18 protein-coding genes are annotated in these 20,173 nt (G+C 69.2%); 14 read left to right on the forward strand and 4 right to left on the reverse strand.

Features of this window, described 5'->3' with window-relative positions; translation table 11 throughout:
* The first annotated feature begins 131 nt into the window (after positions 1-131).
* From AC1RRS_RS06530 to AC1RRS_RS06560, 7 genes are read left to right on the forward strand one after another with little or no spacing between them, the layout of a single operon-like run.
* Entirely contained in the window at positions 132-2,534 is a 2,403-nt protein-coding gene (locus AC1RRS_RS06530; protein ID WP_492854406.1) for a TonB-dependent siderophore receptor, read from the forward strand.
* Between the two features lie 49 nt (positions 2,535-2,583).
* Positions 2,584-3,948, forward strand: a complete 1,365-nt coding sequence (locus tag AC1RRS_RS06535; protein WP_492854407.1) for an MFS transporter — start codon at positions 2,584-2,586, stop codon at positions 3,946-3,948.
* A gap of 15 nt (positions 3,949-3,963) precedes the next feature.
* A complete protein-coding gene (locus AC1RRS_RS06540) occupies positions 3,964-5,028 on the forward strand; it encodes an LLM class flavin-dependent oxidoreductase (protein WP_492854408.1) in 1,065 nt (354 codons plus the stop codon).
* Entirely contained in the window at positions 5,025-5,657 is a 633-nt protein-coding gene (locus AC1RRS_RS06545; protein ID WP_492854409.1) for a cysteine hydrolase family protein, read from the forward strand. Before AC1RRS_RS06540 ends, AC1RRS_RS06545 begins: the two co-directional genes overlap by 4 nt.
* Complete coding sequence (locus AC1RRS_RS06550; protein WP_492854410.1) at positions 5,657-7,042, forward strand: zinc-binding metallopeptidase family protein; 1,386 nt, start codon at positions 5,657-5,659, stop codon at positions 7,040-7,042. Before AC1RRS_RS06545 ends, AC1RRS_RS06550 begins: the two co-directional genes overlap by 1 nt.
* Complete coding sequence (locus tag AC1RRS_RS06555) at positions 7,042-7,533, forward strand: flavin reductase family protein (protein ID WP_492854411.1); 492 nt, start codon at positions 7,042-7,044, stop codon at positions 7,531-7,533. The genes AC1RRS_RS06550 and AC1RRS_RS06555 overlap by 1 nt, the downstream gene beginning before the upstream one ends.
* Before the next feature lie 11 nt (positions 7,534-7,544).
* On the forward strand, positions 7,545-8,357 hold the full coding sequence (locus tag AC1RRS_RS06560) for a TauD/TfdA dioxygenase family protein (protein ID WP_492854413.1): 813 nt from the start codon (positions 7,545-7,547) through the stop codon (positions 8,355-8,357).
* A gap of 3 nt (positions 8,358-8,360) precedes the next feature.
* On the opposite strand, the gene AC1RRS_RS06565 is transcribed toward AC1RRS_RS06560, so the two are convergent.
* Positions 8,361-8,804 (reverse strand): hypothetical protein, encoded by a 444-nt coding sequence (locus AC1RRS_RS06565; protein ID WP_492854414.1) that lies wholly within the window; start codon positions 8,802-8,804, stop codon positions 8,361-8,363.
* Positions 8,805-8,837: 33 nt separating this feature from the next.
* Entirely contained in the window at positions 8,838-9,587 is a 750-nt protein-coding gene (locus tag AC1RRS_RS06570) for an enoyl-CoA hydratase/isomerase family protein (protein WP_492854415.1), read from the reverse strand.
* 291 nt (positions 9,588-9,878) lie between these two features.
* On the opposite strand from AC1RRS_RS06570, the gene ccrA reads away from it, so the two are divergent.
* Both ccrA and AC1RRS_RS06580 read left to right on the forward strand, forming a co-directional pair.
* Positions 9,879-11,159 carry a crotonyl-CoA carboxylase/reductase gene (gene ccrA, locus AC1RRS_RS06575; protein WP_492854416.1) on the forward strand — a complete coding sequence of 427 codons (1,281 nt, stop codon included), beginning with the start codon at positions 9,879-9,881 and terminating at the stop codon, positions 11,157-11,159.
* An 80-nt stretch (positions 11,160-11,239) separates the two neighbouring features.
* Positions 11,240-11,479: a DUF2188 domain-containing protein gene (locus AC1RRS_RS06580; protein WP_110119224.1), complete on the forward strand. Its 240-nt coding sequence runs from the start codon at positions 11,240-11,242 to the stop codon at positions 11,477-11,479.
* On the opposite strand, the gene AC1RRS_RS06585 is transcribed toward AC1RRS_RS06580, so the two are convergent.
* The gene (locus AC1RRS_RS06585) at positions 11,476-11,964 is read right to left on the reverse strand and encodes a nuclear transport factor 2 family protein (RefSeq protein WP_492854417.1); all 489 of its coding nucleotides are present in this window, start codon (positions 11,962-11,964) and stop codon (positions 11,476-11,478) included. The genes AC1RRS_RS06580 and AC1RRS_RS06585 overlap by 4 nt on opposite strands.
* A gap of 206 nt (positions 11,965-12,170) precedes the next feature.
* Here AC1RRS_RS06585 and AC1RRS_RS06590 point away from each other — a divergent pair, with 206 nt between their 5' ends.
* From AC1RRS_RS06590 to AC1RRS_RS06600, 3 genes are all read left to right on the forward strand, one after another.
* Positions 12,171-13,637: a M20 family peptidase gene (locus tag AC1RRS_RS06590; RefSeq protein ID WP_492854418.1), complete on the forward strand. Its 1,467-nt coding sequence runs from the start codon at positions 12,171-12,173 to the stop codon at positions 13,635-13,637.
* Positions 13,638-13,797: 160 nt separating this feature from the next.
* Positions 13,798-14,916 (forward strand): Rieske 2Fe-2S domain-containing protein, encoded by a 1,119-nt coding sequence (locus AC1RRS_RS06595; RefSeq protein ID WP_492854419.1) that lies wholly within the window; start codon positions 13,798-13,800, stop codon positions 14,914-14,916.
* Positions 14,904-15,713, forward strand: coding sequence for a CPBP family glutamic-type intramembrane protease (locus AC1RRS_RS06600; protein WP_492854420.1), 810 nt, complete (start codon positions 14,904-14,906; stop codon positions 15,711-15,713). The genes AC1RRS_RS06595 and AC1RRS_RS06600 overlap by 13 nt, the downstream gene beginning before the upstream one ends.
* Before the next feature lie 279 nt (positions 15,714-15,992).
* Here AC1RRS_RS06600 and AC1RRS_RS06605 read toward each other — a convergent pair whose 3' ends face one another.
* Positions 15,993-16,568, reverse strand: a complete 576-nt coding sequence (locus tag AC1RRS_RS06605) for an SH3 domain-containing protein (protein ID WP_492854421.1) — start codon at positions 16,566-16,568, stop codon at positions 15,993-15,995.
* 257 nt (positions 16,569-16,825) lie between these two features.
* Between AC1RRS_RS06605 and AC1RRS_RS06610 the strand changes: the two genes are divergently transcribed.
* A complete protein-coding gene (locus AC1RRS_RS06610) occupies positions 16,826-18,310 on the forward strand; it encodes a hypothetical protein (protein WP_492854423.1) in 1,485 nt (494 codons plus the stop codon).
* A gap of 168 nt (positions 18,311-18,478) precedes the next feature.
* On the forward strand, positions 18,479-20,170 hold the full coding sequence (locus AC1RRS_RS06615; RefSeq protein WP_492854424.1) for an acyl-CoA dehydrogenase family protein: 1,692 nt from the start codon (positions 18,479-18,481) through the stop codon (positions 20,168-20,170).
* The last annotated feature ends 3 nt before the right edge of the window (positions 20,171-20,173 follow it).

Consider the following 20,173-nt stretch of genomic DNA (forward strand, 5'->3'; position numbering starts at 1 on the left):
ACATTTTGAGTGAAATTACAGATGCCGCGCCGGACGTCCGGAACCGGTGAGGCGATGGTTTCTCCAAGAGGTGTCGCCCCTGGGGATAACCGCCGAGGGCGGAAGGTGCGACGGCCTCGAACGAGGACGTCATGTCGAACCAACGGATGTTGCTGGCGGGCTGCTCCGCCGCCGTTCTGCTCGCTCTGGCCGGCGCCGCTCACGCGGCCGAGCCCGATCCTGTCGCCGCGCCGGACGCCGTCGACGAGATCGTCGTCAAGGCCCGCGACAAGGCCGGCCTGATCGAGAAGCAGCCGAACAACACCGTGTTCGGTCTCGACAAGCCGCTGATCGAGACGCCGCGCTCGGCCAGCTTCGTCTCCGACCTGACCCTGCAGCGCTACGGCATCGAGACCATCGACGGCCTGACCGCCGTCTCGCCCGGCACCTACACCGCCAGCTTCTACGGCGTGCCCGGCTCGCTCAACATTCGCGGCACCCTGGCCGAGAACTACTTCCGCGGCTTCAAGCGCGTCGAGAACCGCGGCACCTACTCCACCCCGATCGGGGCCGCCGAGCAGATCCAGGTCGTGCGCGGTCCGCCGACCCCGATCTACGGCCCCGGCAAGGTGGGCGGCCTGCTGAACTTCATTCCGAAGTCGGGCAAGAACGAAGGCGGCTATCTGTCGGAGCCCACCGGCGAGGTGACGGCCACCTACGGCAGCTACAATCGCAAGAACGCCACGGCCCAGGTCGGCCTGCCGGTGTCGTTCGGCGACGTGGTCGGCGGCGTCTATCTCTACGGCGAGGCCGAGGACAGCCACAGCTACTACCACGGCATCTATCCCAAGCGGCAGACGGGCGAGATCTCGGCCGACTTCGACCTGGGGAACGGCTGGAGCACCGCCATGGGCGCGATGCTCTACCACTCCGACGGCGACGTGCAGACGGCCGGCTGGAACCGCCTGACGCAAAGCCTGATCGACAACGGCACCTACATCACCGGCCGCGACACCAGCCTGACCGACAGCGACGGCAACGGCCGCCTGACGCCCAACGAGATCGGCTACTACCCCTACGCCGCGTCGATGTACCTGGCCTATTACGGCTACCCGACCAGCGACGCCCTGCACACGCTGGACACCGGGGTGGGCACGACCAAGCTGTCGCCGCGCACGGTCTACGTCTCGTCGGCCGACTTCTCGAAGACCCGCACCAACACCTTCTACTGGGACCTGGCCAAGGACCTCAGCGCCGACAGCTCGATCAAGCTGCAGCTGTTCTACGACGACCTCGAGAACAAGCGCTTCTCGTCCTACGGCTATCCGGCCTGGTTCGACAGCAAGGTCTGGGAAGCCCGCCTGACCTACAACATCGACCACGACTTCCTGGACGGCGCGGTCGAGACCAAGTCGTTCGTCGGCGCCTCGTACCGCGACTTCGACGGCCGCCGCCGCGAAAGCTACAACAGCGGCATGATCGCGCTGGACCGCCGCGATCTCTCCTACGGGGCCACGGCCACCGACATCCTCGGCAGCCCGTTCAACGCCGGCGACGGCGTGCAGTGGGAGAACGACAACTCCAGCCAGTGGAGCGACGTCGGCGTCTTCTTCACCAGCGACATCATGATCGGCGGCAAGCTGAACCTGATGGTCGGCGGCCGCTACGACGACTACGACGTCACCTCCAACGACACCGGCTACCTGTCCTACACGATCGCCGGCGTGCAGAAGGCGTCGAAGGGCAAGTGGACCTACACCGCCAGCGCCACCTACAAGCTGCCGCTGGGCCTGATGCCCTACATCACCTACGCCGAGACCTCGTCGCTGGAGATGAGCCAGGCCGGCGACATCGCGCCGGGGCTGGTCAACAACGGCACCTGGCTGTCGGACGGCGACCTGGCCGAGACCGGCGTCAAGTTCCAGTGGCTGAACGGCACGCTGGTCGGCTCGCTGGCCGGTTACCGCCAGAACCGCACCCAGCTGACCGGCATCGCCGGCACGGTCACCGGCACCCGCGCCAAGGGCGTCGAACTGGAAGTGCGCTACCTCGCTTCGGAGCACTTCAGCTTCACCTTCTCGGGCAACAGCCAGCACACCTCGGTTAAGGGCCCGGACACCTCGTTCCAGTACATCCCGGCCTGGGCCGCGGGCGTCTCGGGCGCCAACGGCTTCGGCGGCTCGTACGTGGTGTGGAGCTACAGCAGCGTCGTCGGCGCCGGCGACTACGACTACACCCTGATCCCCAAGTCGGTGGTCAGCCTCTACGGCTCCTACACGTCGGACGCCTACGACTGGGGCAAGGTCGGCGGCACGCTGGGCGTGACGCACGTGACCAAGACCTCGGGCGTGCTGCCGGGCGCGGTGGTCTATCCGGCCTACGCCGTGGCCAACGCCAGCGCCTACTACGAGTACGGTCCGTACACGGCCACGCTCAACGTCGATAACCTGTTCGACAAGCTCTACTTCACCCCCGACGCCGACACCTACGCCAACCTCGGCGCGCTGCCCTCCAAGGGCCGCGAGTGGCGGGTGACCCTGTCCCGGAAGTTCTAGTTCCCCTGCGACGCGCCCGCTGCAACGGGCGCGTCGCTCCTACGCGAGCGTGACAGCCAAAAGTGTCAGCGGTTTTGGCGCCCGTCACGCGACCAACAAAAGAGTTTGGAGCCCTGCGATGTCGACCTCCCCCTGGCGCGCCTGGCTGATCCTGTCGGTCTTCGCCCTGCTGCTGTTTCTGATCACCGCCTCGACCTTCTCGTCGCTGGGGGTGGTGCTGCCGGCGATGATCAAGGAGCAGGGCTGGGGCTTCGGCCCGGCCTTCACCGGCTTCACCCTGCTGGGGGCGTTCTGCGGCGGCTCGTCGTGGCTGCCGGCCCTGCTGATCCGCAAGCTCGGCGTGCGGCCGACCATCCTGGCCGGCTCGGCGGTGATGGTGGCGGGCTTCTCGTGCCTGGCGGCGACGCCGGGCCTCTATGTCTATCTGTTCGGCACGGCCCTGCTGGGCGTCGGCTACCAGATGATGGCCCTGATCCCCGGCACCCACGTGCTGGGCATGCTGTTCAAGAAGCGCGCCCTGCCGTTCGGGATCTATTTCACCGTCGGCTCGCTGGGCGGGGTGGTCGGGCCGTGGATGGCCCTGTCGGGAATGGAGATCGCCGGCGGCGCCTGGCGGCCCTACTGGTGGATGCAGGCGGCCGCCTCGCTGGTCGTCGGCGTGCTGTGCACCGCGCTCGTGGGCGGCAAGGCCTGGCTGGACGCCGCCGCCGCCGAGACCGACAAGGCCGTCGCCGAGGATGTCGAGAACGCGCCGGCCAACACCCGCGTCTACCGCACCGCCGTCGACTGGACCGTGAAAGAGGCCGTCCGCACCCCGCAGTTCTGGGTGATCCTGGCAGCCTATTTCGCCCACCTGCTGGGCGGGGTCACTGCCGTGAGCCTCGCTCCCAGCCACTTCGGCGAGCTGGGCGTGCCGATGACCATCGCCATCTCGGCGATCAGCCTGGAATCCCTGATGCAGGTGGCCGCGCGCCTGGGCGGTGGCCTGGTCGGCGACCGCATCGACCCGCGCTGGCTGCTGGCGGGCGCGCAAGGCGTCATGGCCGTCGGCCTGCTGGCCCTGACCCACGCCACGACCTGGCCGCTGATGATGCTGTTCGCCGTCGGGGTGGGCATCGGTTTCGGCATGACCGTGCTGGCCGTCAGCATCCTGCTGCTCAACTACTACGGCCGGAAGAACAATCTCGAGCTCTTCTCGCTGGTCTGCCTGGCGGGCGCGGCCTCGGCCCTGGGGCCGGCGATCGGCGGCTTCATGCGCGACCAGCTGGGCGGCTTCGCCCCGGCCTTCCAGGTCTTCGCCGCGGTGATCGGCGTGATCTTCGTCGCCGCCCTGTTCATGCGCCCGCCGCGCAAGGCCGCCGAGGCCGAGCCGATCGGCGAGCCCGTTCCCACCCTTCTGCAAGACGCCGCGTAATCAAGGATGTCCGCCATGTTCCACAGCCCGTCCAAGCACAAGGACTTCGGAGTCTTCCTGCCGGTGGCCAACGGCGGCTGGATCATCTCCAAGACCACGCCCACCCTCGACGGCCTCTACCAGAGCAACAAGGCCGCGGCCGTCGCCGCCGACCAGGTCGGCATGGACTTCGTCATGTCGATGGGCAAGTTTCGCGGCTTCGGCGGCGAGACCGACCACTGGGGCACGGCCCTGGAGTCGGTGACGATGATGGCCGGCATCGCCGAGGCCACCAAGAACGTCCGCATCTGGGCCACCATCCACCCGCTGCTGCAGAACCCGGCCGTGGCGGCCAAGATGATCGCCACCCTCGACCACATCAGCGGCGGCCGCGCGGGCCTCAACATCGTGGCCGGCGCCTATCGCGGCGAGTTCGCGCAGATGGGCGCCTGGGACGACGCCCTCACTCACGACGACCGCTACGTCCTGACCGAGGAATGGACCCAGATCGTCAAGCGGCTGTGGAGCGAGGACAGCGTCGATTTCGACGGCCGGTTCTTCACGATGAAGGACTGCCAGTCCAAGCCCAAGCCCTTGAGCCGCCCGCGTCCGGAGCTGGTCTGCGCGGGCATGAGCGACCGGGGCTTCCAGTTCTCGGTGCGCGAGGCCGACGTCTGCTTCATCGGCGGCCGCACGCCGGAAGAGCGCCGCGACGCCAGCCGCCGGGCCAAGCTCGCCGCCCAGGGCATGGGCAAGACCATCAAGACCTACGCCATGTGCACCATCGTCCACGCCGAGAGCGACGCGGGCGCCGAGGCTCTGGTCCAGCGCTACAAGGACGGGGCCGACATGGGCGCCATCCTGGCCATGCTGGAAAGCTGGGGCGTGCCGGCCGAGAAGCTGTCGAGCGTCGCGGCCCAGCAGGGCGCGTTCATGACCCACACCGTGGTCGGTTCGCCCGCCACCTGCGCCGAGCAGGTCCAGGCCTTCGTCACCGACTGCGAACTGGACGGGCTGATGCTGATCTTCCCGGACTATGTGGAAGGCCTGTCGATGTTCGGCTCGGAGATCCTGCCGGGCCTGCGCTCGGTGTTCTCGTGAGCGACTTCGCAGGCTGGATCGCGCCCGGCCGCACGGCGCTGGCGGTGATCGATATCCAGGTCGATTTCGCTTCGCCGGACGGCCTGCTGGGGCAGTACGGCGTCGATATGGGCATGGCGGCGCCGGCCGTGGATGCGGCGGCGGCCCTGGTCGCGGTCGCGCGGGAAGCCGGCGTGCCGGTGGTGTTCGTGGGCCTGTTCACCTCGCCGGACACTGACAGCCCATCGTGGAACGAGCGCATGCGCCGTCGCGGCGGCGATCCCGACAGCGAGGCGGCCCTGTGCCGCGCCGGCCAGCCGGGCAGCGCCTTCTACGGACCCCAGCCCGCGCAGGGCGAGCTGGTGGTGGCCAAGACCCGCTACAGCGGCTTCGTCGGCACGGACCTGGACGCCCGCCTGAAGGCCATGGGCGTCGACACCCTGGTCGTCTGCGGCCTGACCACCGAGTGCTGCGTGGCCGCCACCGCCGCCGACGCCTTCGACCTCGACTACCACGTCTTCGTCGCCGCCGACGCCTGCGCGGCCTACGAGCCCGACCTGCACGAGGTGGCTCTGAAGACCATGGCGCTGAACACCGCGATCCTCACCGACAGCGTCGAGGTCGCCAAAGCCTGGAAGGAGGCCGCGTGATGGCCGACGGGTTCGCCAACATCCCGGGCGTCGCCGCGCCCTACACGGTCACGGAAGCCGACCGCGCCGCCATCGCCGCCGCGATCAGCGAAAGCGAGATCGTCGAGCTGGCCCTGACCCTGGGCAACATCCCCGCCCCCTCGGGCAAGGAGCTGGAGGTCGCCACCTACGTCTACGACTGGATGGCGCGCGAGGGCTTTTCGCCGCGCAAGGTCGGGGCGACGCCGGAGCGTCCCAACGTCATCGGCACGCACGGCGGCAAGGGTGTCGGAAAGAACCTGCTGTTCACCGCCCACCTCGACACCGAGGCGCCGACCTGGAACCCCGATCTCGACGCCTACAAGTACAGCCCCTCGACCCTGGCCAATCCCGAGTGGGAGAAGTGCTGGCTGGAGGACGGCAAGCTCTACGGCTATCCGATCGCCAACGACCGCGGGCCGATGGCCTGCTTCCTGATCGCCGCCAAGGCGCTGAAGGCCGCCGGCTACGAGCTGGCCGGCAAGATGTATCTCACCGCCTGCCCCGGCGAGATCGGCCCCGAGCCGATCGAGGAGCATCGCGGCATCGCCTATATGGGCAAGGACATCGGCGCCCACTACCTGTTCCACCACGGCGGCGTCGCCCCGGACTACGCCATCGCCGCCGAGGGCTGCGACTTCGGCCTGACCTGGGTTGGCTGCGGCTATGCGGTGTTTCGGATCACGGTGTGGGGCGAGGGGGTGTTCACCCCGCTGCTGACCCATCCGGCCACGGCCGCCGAGCATCCCAACCCGCTCTACAAGATCGGCAAACTGACCGAGGCCATCCACGCCTGGAGCGGCGAGTGGGAGAAGACCAGCCTCTATGAGAGCCCCGGCGGCACAGCCCAGCCCAAGTCGCAGCTGGCCTCGATCCGCGGCGGCATCCCCTACGCCTTCGGGGCGGGGACCGAGCGGGTGAACCTCTATCTGGAAGTGGGTCTCAACCCCCGCCAGCGCGTGGCCGACATCCAGCACTCGCTGGAGGCCATGGCGCGCAAGACGGGCATCGCCGGGATCGAGATCGAGCCGGTGGTCGTGCGCCACGGCTTCGAGGCCGACGCCGCCGAGGTGGCCCCGCTGGTCGGGGCCGTGGACGTCGCCACCCAGCTGTCGCTGGGCCATCCGGTGGCCAAGGCGGCCCCGGTCTATTCGAGCATGTGGCGCGACCACAACGTCTTCAACATGCACCGCATCCCGGCCATCACCACCGGCTTCGCCCGCTGGCGGCCGACGCCGAAGGACCTGGTGGACAGCGCCCTGGTCTACGCCCTGACGGCGCTCGCCGTCTGCGGTCGCGCTGAGACGGCCGAGACCGGCAACCGCGCCCCGCCGGTCTATGGCGACAATCCGTTCGGGGGCGAGTGATGGGCGCGGCCTTGGCCCAGGACGCCGATCCGGCCCTGTTCCGCAAGGCCATGGGCGGCTTCGCGGCCGGCGTGACGGTGGTGACCACGGCGCTGGACGGACAGCTGTCGGGCACCACGGTCAGCGCCTTCTCGTCGCTGTCGATGGACCCGCCGCTGGTGCTGGCCTGCCTGAAGCGCGAGAGCCGCACCCTGGCCGCCGTGCGCGAGGCCGGGGTGTTCTGCGTCAACATCCTGGCCGCCGACCAGGGCGAGCTGGCCTACGCCTTCGCCAAGTCGGGCTGCGACGACCGCTTCGCCCTGGCCGCCCTGGAGGCCGGCGCCACCGCCGCCCCGGTGCTGGCCGGCGGGGTGGCGGCGGTGGAGTGCGAGCTGCACGCCGCCCACGACGGCGGCGACCACGAGATCCTCGTCGGCCGGGTGGTTTCCGTCCGCATCGACGAGTCCAAGCCGCCGCTCGTCTACGTGCGCGGCCAGTTTCTGAAAGCTTGAGAGAAGTCCCGATGGCCTACGACGTGCTGGAAGTGAAGCCGATGACCCGCCGGATCGGCGCCGAGGTGTTCGGCGTCGACCTGGGCCAGCCGCTGTCGAACCGGCAGTTCGAGGAGCTGCACCAGGCCCTGACCCAGTACCAGGTGCTGTTCTTTCGCGACCAGCAGATGACCCACGACGCCCACAAGGCCCTGGGCCGCAAGTTCGGGCCGCTGGCCATCCATTCGGGCGTGCCGGGCCTGGCCGACCATCCCGAGGTGGTGGCCATCCACGCCGACGAGAACTCCAAGTTCGTGGCCGGCGAGAGCTGGCACTCCGACCTGACCTGCGATCCCGAGCCGCCCCTGGGCAGCATCCTGCACATGCCGGTCGTGCCCGACGACGGCGGCGACACCGTCTTCGCCAGCATGTACGCGGCCTACGACACCCTGTCGGAGCGGATGAAGACCTATCTGGAGGGCCTGACCGCCGTCCACGACGCCAACCCGATCTACAAGGCGATCTTTCCGGACATCGACCGCACCTACAACTGCACCGCCCATCCGGTGGTGCGCACCCATCCGGTCAGCGGCCGCAAGAGCCTGTTCGTCAATCCGTCCTACACCACCCACATCGCGGGCCTGCCCAAGGCCGAGAGCGCGGCGATCCTCGGCTATCTCTACCACCACGCCGGCAATCCCGACTTCCAGGTGCGCTTCCGCTGGCGGCCCAACTCGGTGGCCTTCTGGGACAACCGCTGCACCTGGCACCAGGCGATCTGGGACTACTTCCCGGACGTGCGCTCGGGCTTCCGCGTCACGATCGCGGGCGATCGGCCGGTGTGATCGTCACGCCTTCGGAGAGCGGGACAGGATCCGGCGAATTCTCACTGGCTGCAGCCTCGCGCGCGCGACGATTTCTTCCACGCAAGGCTCCGGACGATCCGGATCGCAGGTGACGTCGAAGGTCGCCAGGGTTCTGTTGCGCTCGCTGACGCGCCGGTCGGCGAGACGCGGCGGGATCGTGATGCGCACCGTATAGCGCAGCCGCCCCTCGGATGCGGGCGCGCCATCGACGATGTGGATATGCATGGGCTCGCGGAAGTCCCGGACGAAGCCGGCTTCGGTCCGCATGCGCGTGTCGACCGCCTCGAACAGCGGCTTCGTGGGTGGATGATCGCCGCTGTAGCTTGCGTAGAAACGGGTCGGGCCGGCGGGAGGCGCCGTCGCGCAGGCAGCGGCCAGGAGAGGCAGGGCGCAGGCGGCCAGCGAGCGTCGCAAAAAGTGCGTCATGATCTCCCCCTCATGTGATCGTCGCCGGCGAGGCTACCGCCGCCGGAAATCCGCCGTCCTCTTCGCCATGAACGCCGCGATGGCCTCCTTGTGGTCGGCGCTGGCGATCAGGGCCGGCAGCTCTTCTTCCACGTAAGACCGCCCGTCTACGATGCGCTTGGTCGCCTCCACCGCCAGGGGCGCGCGGGAGGAGACGGCTTCGGCCAGCTTCATGGCCTCGCGCAGCAGGGTGGCGGGCGTGTGGACGGCGGTGACGACGCCGTCGAACAGGGCGCGGGCCGGATCGAACTTCGCTCCCGTCAGCAGGTGGGCCTTGGCCCTCGCCGCGCCGATCAGCTTGGGCAGGCGCGTCGCCGAGGCCACGAGGCCGATGTTGACGCCCGAGGCGGCGAACACCGCCCGGTCGCTGGCCAGGCGGATGTCGCAGGCCAGCGCCAGTTCCAGCCCGCCGCCGAAGCACCAGCCGTCGATGGCGGCGATGGTCGGCACGCGCAGGGCCTCGACCCAGTCCATCAGCCGGTTGAAGTCCTCGACCGCCGCCAGGGCGCCGTCGCCGCGCACGGCCGCCTCGCGCAAGTCGTCGCCGGCGCAGAACACCGCGCCGCGCCCGGTCAGCACCACGGCGCGGACGTCGTCGTCGGTGGCGATCTCGTCCAGTGCCCGGACCAGCTGGGCCCGCAGCGGCAGGCTCAGCGCGTTGGCTGGCGGGGCGTCCAGCTCCAGCAGGATGATGGAGCCCGTGGGGCGCGAGACGTGAAGCAGCGGCGGGATCGTCGGCGTCATGTCGCCAACCTCGCCCGGCGCGGGCCGAATGGGAAGCGCGCAACCTCCGGCTCGGCATGTGGTTTCATGCGCAACCATGCTGCGACGCACAAGGATTCCGCTTGCCAGATCCGGATGCTTGTCACAGCCTTCGCCATACCGGCAGGCTGAGCGTGGCCGGAGAACACGATAAGAACGACGGCCCGGCGGCGCGTTTTTCGTTCGCGCCGAACCGTACCGCGGAGCGCAAACAGTCCTTTTGGCGTTCATGTTGCAGCGCCGAAGAGCCGGGGCCAAAAGCCGGGGAGTGATATGACCGCCGCGACCCTTGAGACCGCCACGTCTGCTGTCAAAGACCTCTACGAGATCGGCGAGATCCCGCCGCCCTTCCACGTGCCCAAGTCGATGTACGCCTGGACGATCCGCAAGGAGCGCCACGGCCCGCCGGGCTCGGCCATGCAGGTCGAGGTGGTCCCGACCTGGGAGATCGGCGAGGACGAGGTGCTGGTCCTCGTGATGGCCGCCGGCGTCAACTACAACGGCATCTGGGCCGCCCTGGGCGAGCCGATCAGCCCGCTCGACGGCCACAAGCATCCCTTCCACGTCGCCGGGTCCGACGCCTCCGGGATCGTCTGGGCGGTGGGCGCCAAGGTGAAGCGCTGGAAGCTGGGCGACGAGGTCGTCATCCACTGTAACCAGGACGACGGCGACGACGAGGAGTGCAACGGCGGCGACCCGATGTATTCGTCCAGCCAGCGGATCTGGGGCTACGAGACGCCGGACGGCAGCTTCGCCCAGTTCTGCCGCGTGCAATCTCGTCAATTGATGCCGCGCCCTCGTCACCTGACCTGGGAAGAGGCGGCCTGCTACACCCTCACCCTCGCCACCGCCTACCGCATGCTGTTCGGCCACAAGCCGCATGAACTGAAGCCCGGCCAGAACGTGCTGGTCTGGGGGGCTTCCGGCGGCCTTGGCGTCTTCGCCGTGCAGCTGGCGGCGGTGGCCGGCGCCAACGCCATCGGCGTGGTCAGCGACGACGACAAGCGCGAGTTCGTGCTGTCGATGGGCGCCAAGGCGGTGCTGAACCGCAAGGAGTTCAACTGCTGGGGCCAGTTGCCCAAGGTCAACGGCCCGGAGTTTTCCGACTACATGAAGGAGAGCCGAAAGTTCGGCAAAGCCATCTGGCAGATCACGGGCAACAAGGACGTCGATCTGGTGTTCGAGCACCCGGGGGAGTCGACCTTCCCGGTGTCGGTGTTCGTCGTGAAGCGCGGCGGCATGGTGGCCATCTGCGCCGGCACCAGCGGCTTCAACCTGACCATGGACGCCCGCTTCCTGTGGATGCGGCAGAAGCGCGTGCAGGGCTCGCACTTCGCCAACCTGATGCAGGCCAGCGCCGCCAACCAGCTGGTCATCGACCGCCGCGTCGATCCCTGCCTGTCGGAGGTGTTCCCCTGGGACCAGATCCCCGCCGCCCACGAGAAGATGCTGGCCAACCAGCACCTGCCCGGCAACATGGGCGTGCTGGTCTGCGCCCAGCGCCCCGGCCTGCGGACCTTCGAAGAGGTGCAGGAACTGAGCGGGGAGGGGTGATTGCGGCGCCTGCGTCCAAGACAGCGCCGCTGGAACCGCGTCCCTCTCCCTCCAGTTTCGCCTCTGAAGGAGCATCGCCCATGACCGACATCACCTACACCATCGTCGAGCACGACGGCGGCTGGGCCTACAAGCTGGGCGCGGTGTTCTCCGAGACCTTCCGGACGCACGACGCGGCCTTGGCCGCCGCCAAGCGCGCGGCCGGCGAGCAGAAGGTGGCGGGCGACACGGTCGGCATCACCTATGAGGACGAGCGCGGCCAGTGGCGCGAGGAGCTGTCGGACGGCCACGACCGTCCGACGACGCACGTGAAGGACTAGGACTTCGCCGGCTGCGGCTTGGGGAACCACAGGGCGTTGACGATCACCCAGCGGTCCCCGAACCGACCCAGATTGAGGTGATCGACGAACCAGGGCGTCTCCACGCGCGCCACCGCGGCGTTGCCGGCGACGTCCAGGACCCTCACGCTGCGGTCCCACTTTTCGCGGGGCGTGCGTAGGGCGCCCTGCCGCGTCAGGTCCACGAGCTCGTCGCGGCTCATGCGCCGCAGGCCCAGGGTTTCGTCCGGATCCGGCCGCGAGCGTACGGCGCGCTTGGCCAGGTCAGGGTGCAGGACGCGGGCGACGCGGGCCGGATCGCCCTCCAGCTGGCCGTCTACATAGTCATAGACCGCGGCCTCGACCGCCTTCACGGTCGCCGGATCGAACGCCTGCGGCGCGGGGCTGTCAGCCACGGGGGCGCCCGTCGAGGGCGTCGGCGAGACCGCGCCGCCGAGCGCGATGGCGGCGAGCATGGCTGCGATCATGGAAGTCTCCGATAGGGCCGCTCGCGAAAGGGAGCGGGGCAACAAACCACGGTTTCGCGGAAGGGGCGCGCCCGTTTTCCGCGAGCCGAGCGGAAATGGCGGAGAAGGATCGAGAGACTATTTCGATCCATCACGTATCGAAATGGGGATTGGCAACCCCGCCGCCCCGTCGCACAGTCGCGCCCTGACATTCGCGGAGGGGCGTCATGGGGTGGAAGAGCAAGGTCGCGCTGGGCACGGTCGGCGTCGTGGCGGTGCTGGCCGGTGTGGTCGCGGTGCGCACGGCGACCTTCAAGCCGCCGGCCCCGGCCGGTGACGTTCCCCTGGCCGCCGCCCGTCCGTTCGACGCCGCCAAGGCCGCCGCCCACCTGGGCGAGGCGGTCCGCTTCCAGACCGTCAGCCACCAGGACGCCGCGCAGAACGATCTGGCGCAATGGGACGCCCTGCACGCCTGGCTGCAGGCCACCTATCCGGCCGCCCACAAGGCCATGACCCGCGAGGTCGTCGGCGGCCACGCCCTGATCTACACCTGGAAGGGCTCGGACCCGTCCCTGCCGCCGCTGGTGCTGATGGCCCACCAGGACGTGGTGCCTGTGACGCCCGGCACCGAGAAGGACTGGAAGCATCCGCCGTTCGCCGGCGTGGTGGCCGACGGCGCGGTCTGGGGCCGCGGCTCGGTCGACGACAAGGGCTCGCTGATCGGCCTCTTCGAGGCGGTCGATGGCCTGGCGGCCGGCGGTTTCACGCCCAAACGCACCGTCATCATCGCCAGCGGCCATGACGAGGAGGTCGGCGGCGCCGGCGCCCGGGCCGTGGCGGCCACGCTGAAGGCGCGGGGCGTCAAGGCCTGGTTCGTGCTCGACGAGGGCATGGTGGTGGTGGCCGACAATCCGGTCACCCAGGGTCCGGCGGCGATCATCGGCGTGGCCGAGAAGGGCTACGGCACGATGCGGATCACCGCCCCGGCGCCGGGCGGCCACTCCTCGACCCCGCCCGCCCAGACCGGCGTGACCACCCTGGCCCGCGCCGTGCTGGCCATCGCCGACCATCCGCATCCGATGACGTTCTCGGGCCCCGGCGCCGACATGCTGAAGGCCCTGGCCCCCAGCGCCTCGCCGGTGGTGAAGATGGCGGCGGCCAACACCTGGCTGTTCTCGCCGCTGCTGATCAAGCAGACGGCCCGCTCGCCGGCCGGGGCGGCCATGCTGCACACCACCACGGCCCCGACCATGCTGAAGGGCTCGCCCAAGGACAACGTCCTGCCGCAGGACGCCACGGCCTGGATCAACTACCGCATCGCGCCCGGCGACACCGCGGCCGCCGTCATGGCCCGCGCCAGGAAGGCCGTCGGCGACCTGCCGGTGACCTTCGCCTGGGAGCGCCAGCCCAACGATCCCTCGCCGGTGTCGTCGACCTCTTCCGGCGGCTGGAAGACCCTGGCCTCGCTGGCCGGCGACGAGAGCGGCGCGCCGGTCGCCCCGGGCCTCGTCATCGCCGCCACCGACAGCCGCTTCATGTCGCCGATCGCCGACGACATCTACCGCTTCCAGCCGATCACCCTGTCGATGGACGGCACCAAGATGATCCACGGCACCAACGAGCACATGACCGTGGCCAACCTCGAGGAGATGGTGCGCTTCTACCAGCGGCTGGTGGAGACGGCGGGGCGCTGATCGCGTCCATACCTCTCCCGTAAAATCCCCGCGAAAGCGGGGACCCAGGTGTTTTATCGTCGAGCATCCAAGGCTTCCGAGAAAGCCTGGGTCCCCGATTTTACGGGTAAAAAAGTTCGCGCCCTTAAAATGCCAGGCTACTGACGCTAGAACCCCGATCATGCCCGCCGACGACGCTCGTATCGCTTCCACTGCCGCCGGCGCCGCCAAGGCCCCGCCCGCCAAGTTCGGCAAGGGCTTCCTGTTCGACGCCTGGTATTACGCGGCTCTGTCGCGCGAGGTGAAGACCGGCAAGCTCACCCGCTACGAGATCCTCGGCGAGCCGGTGCTGGTCAGCCGGGGCAAGGACGGCAAGGTGTTCGCCATCCGCGACGTCTGCCCGCACCGCGCGGCGCCGCTGTCGGGCGGCAAGCTGACGCAGGAGGCCGACGGCCGCTCCAGCGTCGAGTGTCCCTATCACGGCTGGCGGTTCGGTTCGGACGGCGTCTGCGCCTCCATCCCCTCGCTGACCAGCGACCAGAGCCTGGAGGTCTCGCGCATCCGCGTGCGGCGCTACCCCGCGGCCGAGAGCCAGGGGATGGTGTTCGTCTGGATCAGCGCCGACCCGCGCTTCGACGGCGAGCCGCCCGAGCCGCCGCCCGAGTTTCCCGGCGTGGTGGGCGGACAGGCCAAGATCGTCGACTCGATGATCTTCGAGACCCACATGGACCACGCGGTGGTCGGGTTGATGGACCCCACCCACGCCCCCTATGTGCACGAGGCCTGGTGGGCCCGCTCGTCCAAGCGCCAGTCGGAGAAGACCAAGGTCTTCGCGCCGTCTACCGAAGGCTTCGTCATGCGTCGCCACGGGCGCAGCAAGGCCAACCGCCTCTACGACATCCTCGGCGGCGCGCCGGAGATCGAGATCACCTTCCGCCTGCCCGGCTATCGCTGGGAGCATATCGTGGTGGGCAAGCATCAGGTGCTGGCCCTGACCTGCCTGACGCCGCTGACCGAGACCAGCACGCGGATCAGCCAGCTGATCTGGTCGGACCATCCGGTGATGGCCTTCCGCGCCCTGATCGCCCCCTTCGCCCGCGAGTTCCTGCGCCAGGACGGCCGCATGGTGAACCTGCAGAACGAGGGGCTGAAGTACGACCCGGCCCTGATCTGGATCGACGACGCCGACACCCAGGCCAAGTGGTACCAGCAGCTGAAGCGCGAATGGGTCGCCAGCCGGACCGAGGGCCGGCCCTTCGTCAATCCGGTCAAGGAAACCACGCTGAAGTGGCGCAGCTGAGCGACCGGCTTGGCGTCCATCTGGGCGACGAATACGACCGCGATCTGCGCGCGGCGCTGCTGACGGCGTTGCTGGAAAGCGGCGCGACGCTGAAGAACCGCTGGTCCGGCGTCGGCGGCTCGCAGGACGTCTCGCACGAGGCGTGGGAGACCGCCCACGGCGTCGTGGTGGTCGAAGCCGAGACCTATGTCGGCCTGTCGATCGAGGGGCCGAAAGAGGTCGTTGAGGCCGTGATCGTGCGGCTCGCCGAGGTGCGCGGGCGGCCGCCGGCGCCCCAACCGCCTTCGACGCCGCTTCGCCTGGTCGCTCGCCGGCTGGCCTTGCTGCTGCGGATCCTGCCCGACGCGGCCGGCTGGCGGTGGTGCGCGATCGCGGCCGTGATCTGCGGCGCGGTGATGGCGGCGATCGGGTTCTCGACCGGCCTCTATCGCCTGACCGAGACGGCGCCGGGCCTGCCGCTAAGGCCGCTGCTGGTCTGGATCATCCCGGCCCTGGGCGAGGAACTTCCGTTCCGCGGCCTGCTGCTGCCCGGCCGCGACGAGACGCGCAGGCCCTGGCTGTGGGTCGCCGTCTCGACGGCGCTCTATGTCGCCTGGCATCCGCTGGAGACCCTGACCTTCCTGCCGCACGCGACGACGTTCCTGCGCTGGGACTTCCTGCTGTGCACGGCGATCCTGGGCCTGGCCTGCGCCGCCATGCGGCTGCGGACGGGATCGCTGTGGCCGGCGGTGCTGCTGCACGGCGGCTTCGTGGTGGTCTGGCAGACCTGGCTGGGCGGCGTCAGCGCGCTGGGGTGAGGGGGCGGGTGCTCCAATCCAACCTCCCTTCCTCCCGTCATTCCCGCCCTTGTGGCGGGAAACCCTCTGTCAGCCGCAAGGGCAAGCGGGGCGGACTGCTGAGCAGTCCGCTGGCTCTTCATCTGCGAACGTAACCAGGGGTTCCCGCCACAAGGGCGGGAATGACGGGAGTGGAGGGGCCTCAAACGCGAAAAGCCCGCCTGGCCAGGGGGGGAAGGGCCAGGCGGGCTCGCACGGAGCGCGCGGGGGACGGGGTTGGGGGCGCGCCCCTAGCGTTCGTTAGGCGCGGTAGACGTAGGCGCTGGAGACGTAGCCGACGCCGACGCCGTTCTGGCCGACCAGGATCCACTTGCCGTCGCCGGTGCGACCCAGGGCCTGGAAGGTCTCGCCGGTGACGACCGAGCCGACGCGCTGGCCGCGGGTCGAGGCCGAGGCGCGCAGGTTCAGGTTCGAGCGGGCGACGTACTTGCCGCTGATCTTGGTCATCGGCGCATCGTCGATGTTGTGCGAGATGCGGATGCCGTTGCTGGTCTTGTAGGCCCCGCCGACGTCACGGGCGGCGTCCTTCTTCTGCATGTTGCAGCCGACGTAGGAGCCGGCGCCCGCGCCGACCACGGCGCCGATGGCGGTGCCCGTGCCACGGTCGTTCTTGGCCAGGTTCGAACCGGCGACGGCGCCCAGCAGGCCGCCGATCACGGCGCCGGTTTCCTGCTTCTTGCCCGAGGCCTGGCAGCCGACGACGCCGCCCAGGCGCTGTTCGACGGCGTTGGCGGCCGGGGCCGCGGCCATGGTGAAGGCGGTGGCGGCGGCGGCGATGGTCAGACCGATGGTCTTCAGAGTGGTGGTCTTTTGCATGGCGAGTGTCCTTCGTCCCTTATGATTTTGCCGGGGCGCGTCGGCCCCGTGAGACGCAACATGGCAGGGCGAAGCTGAACCGCGCCGTCAGGTCGTTCGACAGAATTCGTTCATGTTGAAATTTTTCGCGGAGACCGGTCAGGCGGCGCTTTTCGCGCCCCTGGGGTCGTGGTGTCGAAATACACAACCAGAAGGATCGTCATGCGTCATGATGCGGCCGCCACGCGGCCCGCAACACCGCGTCGGGGAGGGATGTCATGAGGAAGATCGCTTTCGCGGCGGCCGCGGCCGTTGTGCTGGGCGCGGGACTGTGGGGCTGCGGCAAGGCTCCGGAAGCGTCCAAGCCCGAGGTCCTGCTGGATGCGGCGGTGATCACGCCCGTGCCGCTGCCGACCACCGCCGACTATCCGGTCGCCCAGGCCACGATCCAGGGCTGGATCAACAACAGCGACACCGCGGCCATCCGCAACCACGCCTGGCAGATCTGGCAGGCCATGTCGCAGCCGTCCGGCCAGGTGTTCAACGGCCAGGACCTGCCCATCTGGGACACCTGGGCCGGCAGCAACGAAGTGTTCCCGCCGGCTCCGACCGGCCTGCAGGCGACGGCCAATACGCCCAAGACGACCGTGGCCGACCGGGTGAAGGCGCCGCGCTCGCCGCACCAGTTCATCTCGCCCAACCAGTTCCACCACGGCCGGGGCGGGATCCCCAGCCCGCAGTTCGACGGCGCCATCACCGCGTTCAACAAGTTCAGCCCCGAGGCGGCCGCCTTCATCGACTCGACCCAACAGGGACCGGGCGGGACCTACACCTATTCCAACGGCAACGACCTGGGCCTGCTGAACGCGGCCTGGCCGGCCACGACGCCGGCCCAGAACCGCACGATCAATGTCTTTCCGGTGCGGGGCATCGAACTCAAGCCGGTGTTCGGCCTGGTCAAGGCCACGGGCCTGACGATCCAGCCCCTGTGGCAGGGGCCGTCGGGCTCGACCAATGCGACCAACCCGATGCCGCCGACCTGGACCACCTGCGTGCTGATCGACCCGACCTACAAGGGCGCGGTGCGGCCGGCCACGAAGGACGAGGCCGCCAAGGCCAAGGACGCGGCCGGGTTCAACTACTTCAGCGGTTGCAAGACCTACCTGTGGGGCGGGCTGGACACCTTCTACGCGGTCAAGCTCAGCAAGGCCGAGGCGGCCGCCTTCAACGCGGCCAACCAGCCGCCGCCGCCGCCCGCCGTACCGCCGCCGTCCGCCGCCGAAGGCGATTACGCGGTGCTGCAGGCCATGCACGTCAACACCAAGGAGATCCCGTTCTGGACCTGGCAGACCTTCTGGTGGCAGCCGGGCGGCGACACGCCCAACGGCTTCCCCGGCAGCAAGCAGGGCCAACCCGCCACGCTGAAGACGCCGTGGAACAACTACGCCAGCTGCACCGCCTACGACCAGACGACCACGCCGGGCGGCTCGACCATGACGGTGTGCTTCAACCCCTATCTGGAGACCAGCACCCAGATCCCGTCGGGCATCACCTCCAACTGCATGAGCTGCCACGGCGTGGCGGTGATCGCGGCGAACGCGCCGTATCCGGCGAACTACACCGCGCCGATCTCGTTCTTCACCGACACGACCTACTTCACCACCAGCAACACCCAGGCCGACTTCTCGTGGGCGGTGGCTGGTGCGGCGGTGGTGCCGCCGACGACGACCGCCAAGGCTCCCGCGGCCGCCAAGCCCAAGTAGCCTGACGCGCGCCCGTCCTTCGGGGCGGGCGCGCGCTCTCCTGATCCGATCCTGATCTAAGGGCCATGCCGCGCGCAACCGCATGCTGCGTCGCGGCATTGCTCGCAGGTGCGAAAGAGATCAGAGTGCCGGAAAAATAGAAGTACGGCGCAGGGGAGTTCGAGAGCCATGACCGACGCGGTCGCCCAGGAGTCCAAGTCCCTGATCCTTCCCGGCCTGACCGGTCTGCTGCGCGAAGCGGCGACCTCGGCCCAGCTGTTCGTGGCCGAGGCCAAGCCGGCGGTGAAGGCGGGCGTCAGCGGCGAGGACGGCAGGATCGACCGCAAGCTGGCCGACGCCCAGCAGCACGCCGTGCACGGTTTTGGCTGGTACGCCGCCTATGCCGAGCTGATGAACCAGGTCGCCGGCTGGGCCGAGCGGCTGGAAGGCGAGGGGCGGTTCGGCGAGATCGAGGCCCTGCTGGCCCAGCTTCTGTTCAGTGAATACGCCGCCCAGCTGATCGGCGGCGTGCCGATGAACCAGGGCGAGATCGTGCGTCCCGCCCACCTGGTCACCGACCGCTCGGTGATGAACCGCCTGTTCTCCAACGGCATCATGAAGCTGATGGTCGAGGGCGGGACCCAGGCCGTGAAGACCCGCGTCGCCCAGCGCCTGGCCGAGGCCCGAGGACGTCCTACGCTCGAGCACACCGGTCTCGACGAGACCTTCGAGATGATCCGCGACCAGTTCCACGCCTTCGCCGAGGAAAAGGTCACGCCCTTCGCCCACGACTGGCACCTGAAAGACCAGCTGATCCCGATCGAGCTGGTCGAGGAACTGGGCGCGCTGGGCGTGTTCGGCCTGACCATTCCCGAGGAATACGGGGGCAGCGGCATGGGCAAGACGGCCATGTGCGTGGTCTCCGAAGAGCTGTCGCGGGCCTGGATCGGCGTCGGCTCGCTGGCCACCCGCTCGGAGATCGCCGGCGAGCTGATCCTGACCGGCGGCACCGAAGCGCAGAAGCAGTACTGGCTGCCCAAGATCGCCAGCGCCGAGATCCTGCCGACGGCCGTCTTCACCGAGCCCAACACCGGTTCCGACCTCGGGTCCTTGCGCACCCGCGCCGTGCTGGAGGGCGAGCACTATGTGGTGACCGGGAACAAGACCTGGATCACCCACGCCGCCCGCGCCGACGTCATGACCCTGCTGGTGCGCACCGACCCGGCCACCACCGACTATCGCGGCCTCTCGATGCTGCTGGCCCCCAAGCCGCGCGGCGTCGAAGGCGACGACTTCCCGGCCCAGGGCATGAGCGGCGGCGAGATCGGCGTCATCGGCTATCGCGGCATGAAGGAATACGAGCTGGGCTTCGACGGTTTCGCCGTACCGGCCGAAAACCTGCTCGGCGGCGTGCCGGGCCAGGGCTTCAAGCAGCTGATGGCCACCTTCGAGAGCGCCCGCATTCAGACGGCCGCCCGCGCGGTGGGCGTTGCCCAGGCGGCGCTGGAGGTCGGGCTGTCCTACGCGCTGGACCGCAAGCAGTTCGGCGACGCGATCTTCGCCTTCCCCCGGGTGCACAACAAGCTGGCCATGATGGCGGCCGAGATCATGGGCGTGCGACAGCTGACCTATTTCGCCGCCCGCCAGAAGGACGAGGGCAAGCGCTGCGACCTTGAGGCCGGCATGGCCAAGCTGATCGCCGCCCGCGTCGCCTGGGCCGCCGCCGACAACGCCCTGCAGATCCACGGCGGCAACGGCTTCGCCATGGAATACGCCGCCAGCCGCCTGCTGGCCGACGCCCGCATCCTCAACATCTTCGAGGGCGCCGGCGAGATCCAGGCCCAGGTCATCGCCCGGCGGCTGCTGGAAGACGGGAACTAGGGT

This window comes from Caulobacter sp. GW821-FHT12A07 (assembly GCF_058807655.1).

Excerpts from the sequence above, each read along its gene's own strand:
- AC1RRS_RS06530 (WP_492854406.1), top strand. The coding sequence starts at position 132 with ATGTCGAACCAACGGATGTTGCTGGCGGGCTGCTCCGCCGCCGTTCTG.
- AC1RRS_RS06540 (WP_492854408.1), top strand. The coding sequence starts at position 3,964 with ATGTTCCACAGCCCGTCCAAGCACAAGGACTTCGGAGTCTTCCTGCCG.
- AC1RRS_RS06550 (WP_492854410.1), top strand. The coding sequence starts at position 5,657 with ATGGCCGACGGGTTCGCCAACATCCCGGGCGTCGCCGCGCCCTACACG.
- AC1RRS_RS06555 (WP_492854411.1), top strand. The coding sequence starts at position 7,042 with ATGGGCGCGGCCTTGGCCCAGGACGCCGATCCGGCCCTGTTCCGCAAG.
- AC1RRS_RS06560 (WP_492854413.1), top strand. The coding sequence starts at position 7,545 with ATGGCCTACGACGTGCTGGAAGTGAAGCCGATGACCCGCCGGATCGGC.
- AC1RRS_RS06565 (WP_492854414.1), bottom strand. The coding sequence starts at position 8,804 with ATGACGCACTTTTTGCGACGCTCGCTGGCCGCCTGCGCCCTGCCTCTC.
- AC1RRS_RS06570 (WP_492854415.1), bottom strand. The coding sequence starts at position 9,587 with ATGACGCCGACGATCCCGCCGCTGCTTCACGTCTCGCGCCCCACGGGC.
- ccrA (WP_492854416.1), top strand. The coding sequence starts at position 9,879 with ATGACCGCCGCGACCCTTGAGACCGCCACGTCTGCTGTCAAAGACCTC.
- AC1RRS_RS06580 (WP_110119224.1), top strand. The coding sequence starts at position 11,240 with ATGACCGACATCACCTACACCATCGTCGAGCACGACGGCGGCTGGGCC.
- AC1RRS_RS06585 (WP_492854417.1), bottom strand. The coding sequence starts at position 11,964 with ATGATCGCAGCCATGCTCGCCGCCATCGCGCTCGGCGGCGCGGTCTCG.
- AC1RRS_RS06590 (WP_492854418.1), top strand. The coding sequence starts at position 12,171 with ATGGGGTGGAAGAGCAAGGTCGCGCTGGGCACGGTCGGCGTCGTGGCG.
- AC1RRS_RS06595 (WP_492854419.1), top strand. The coding sequence starts at position 13,798 with ATGCCCGCCGACGACGCTCGTATCGCTTCCACTGCCGCCGGCGCCGCC.
- AC1RRS_RS06605 (WP_492854421.1), bottom strand. The coding sequence starts at position 16,568 with ATGCAAAAGACCACCACTCTGAAGACCATCGGTCTGACCATCGCCGCC.
- AC1RRS_RS06610 (WP_492854423.1), top strand. The coding sequence starts at position 16,826 with ATGAGGAAGATCGCTTTCGCGGCGGCCGCGGCCGTTGTGCTGGGCGCG.
- AC1RRS_RS06615 (WP_492854424.1), top strand. The coding sequence starts at position 18,479 with ATGACCGACGCGGTCGCCCAGGAGTCCAAGTCCCTGATCCTTCCCGGC.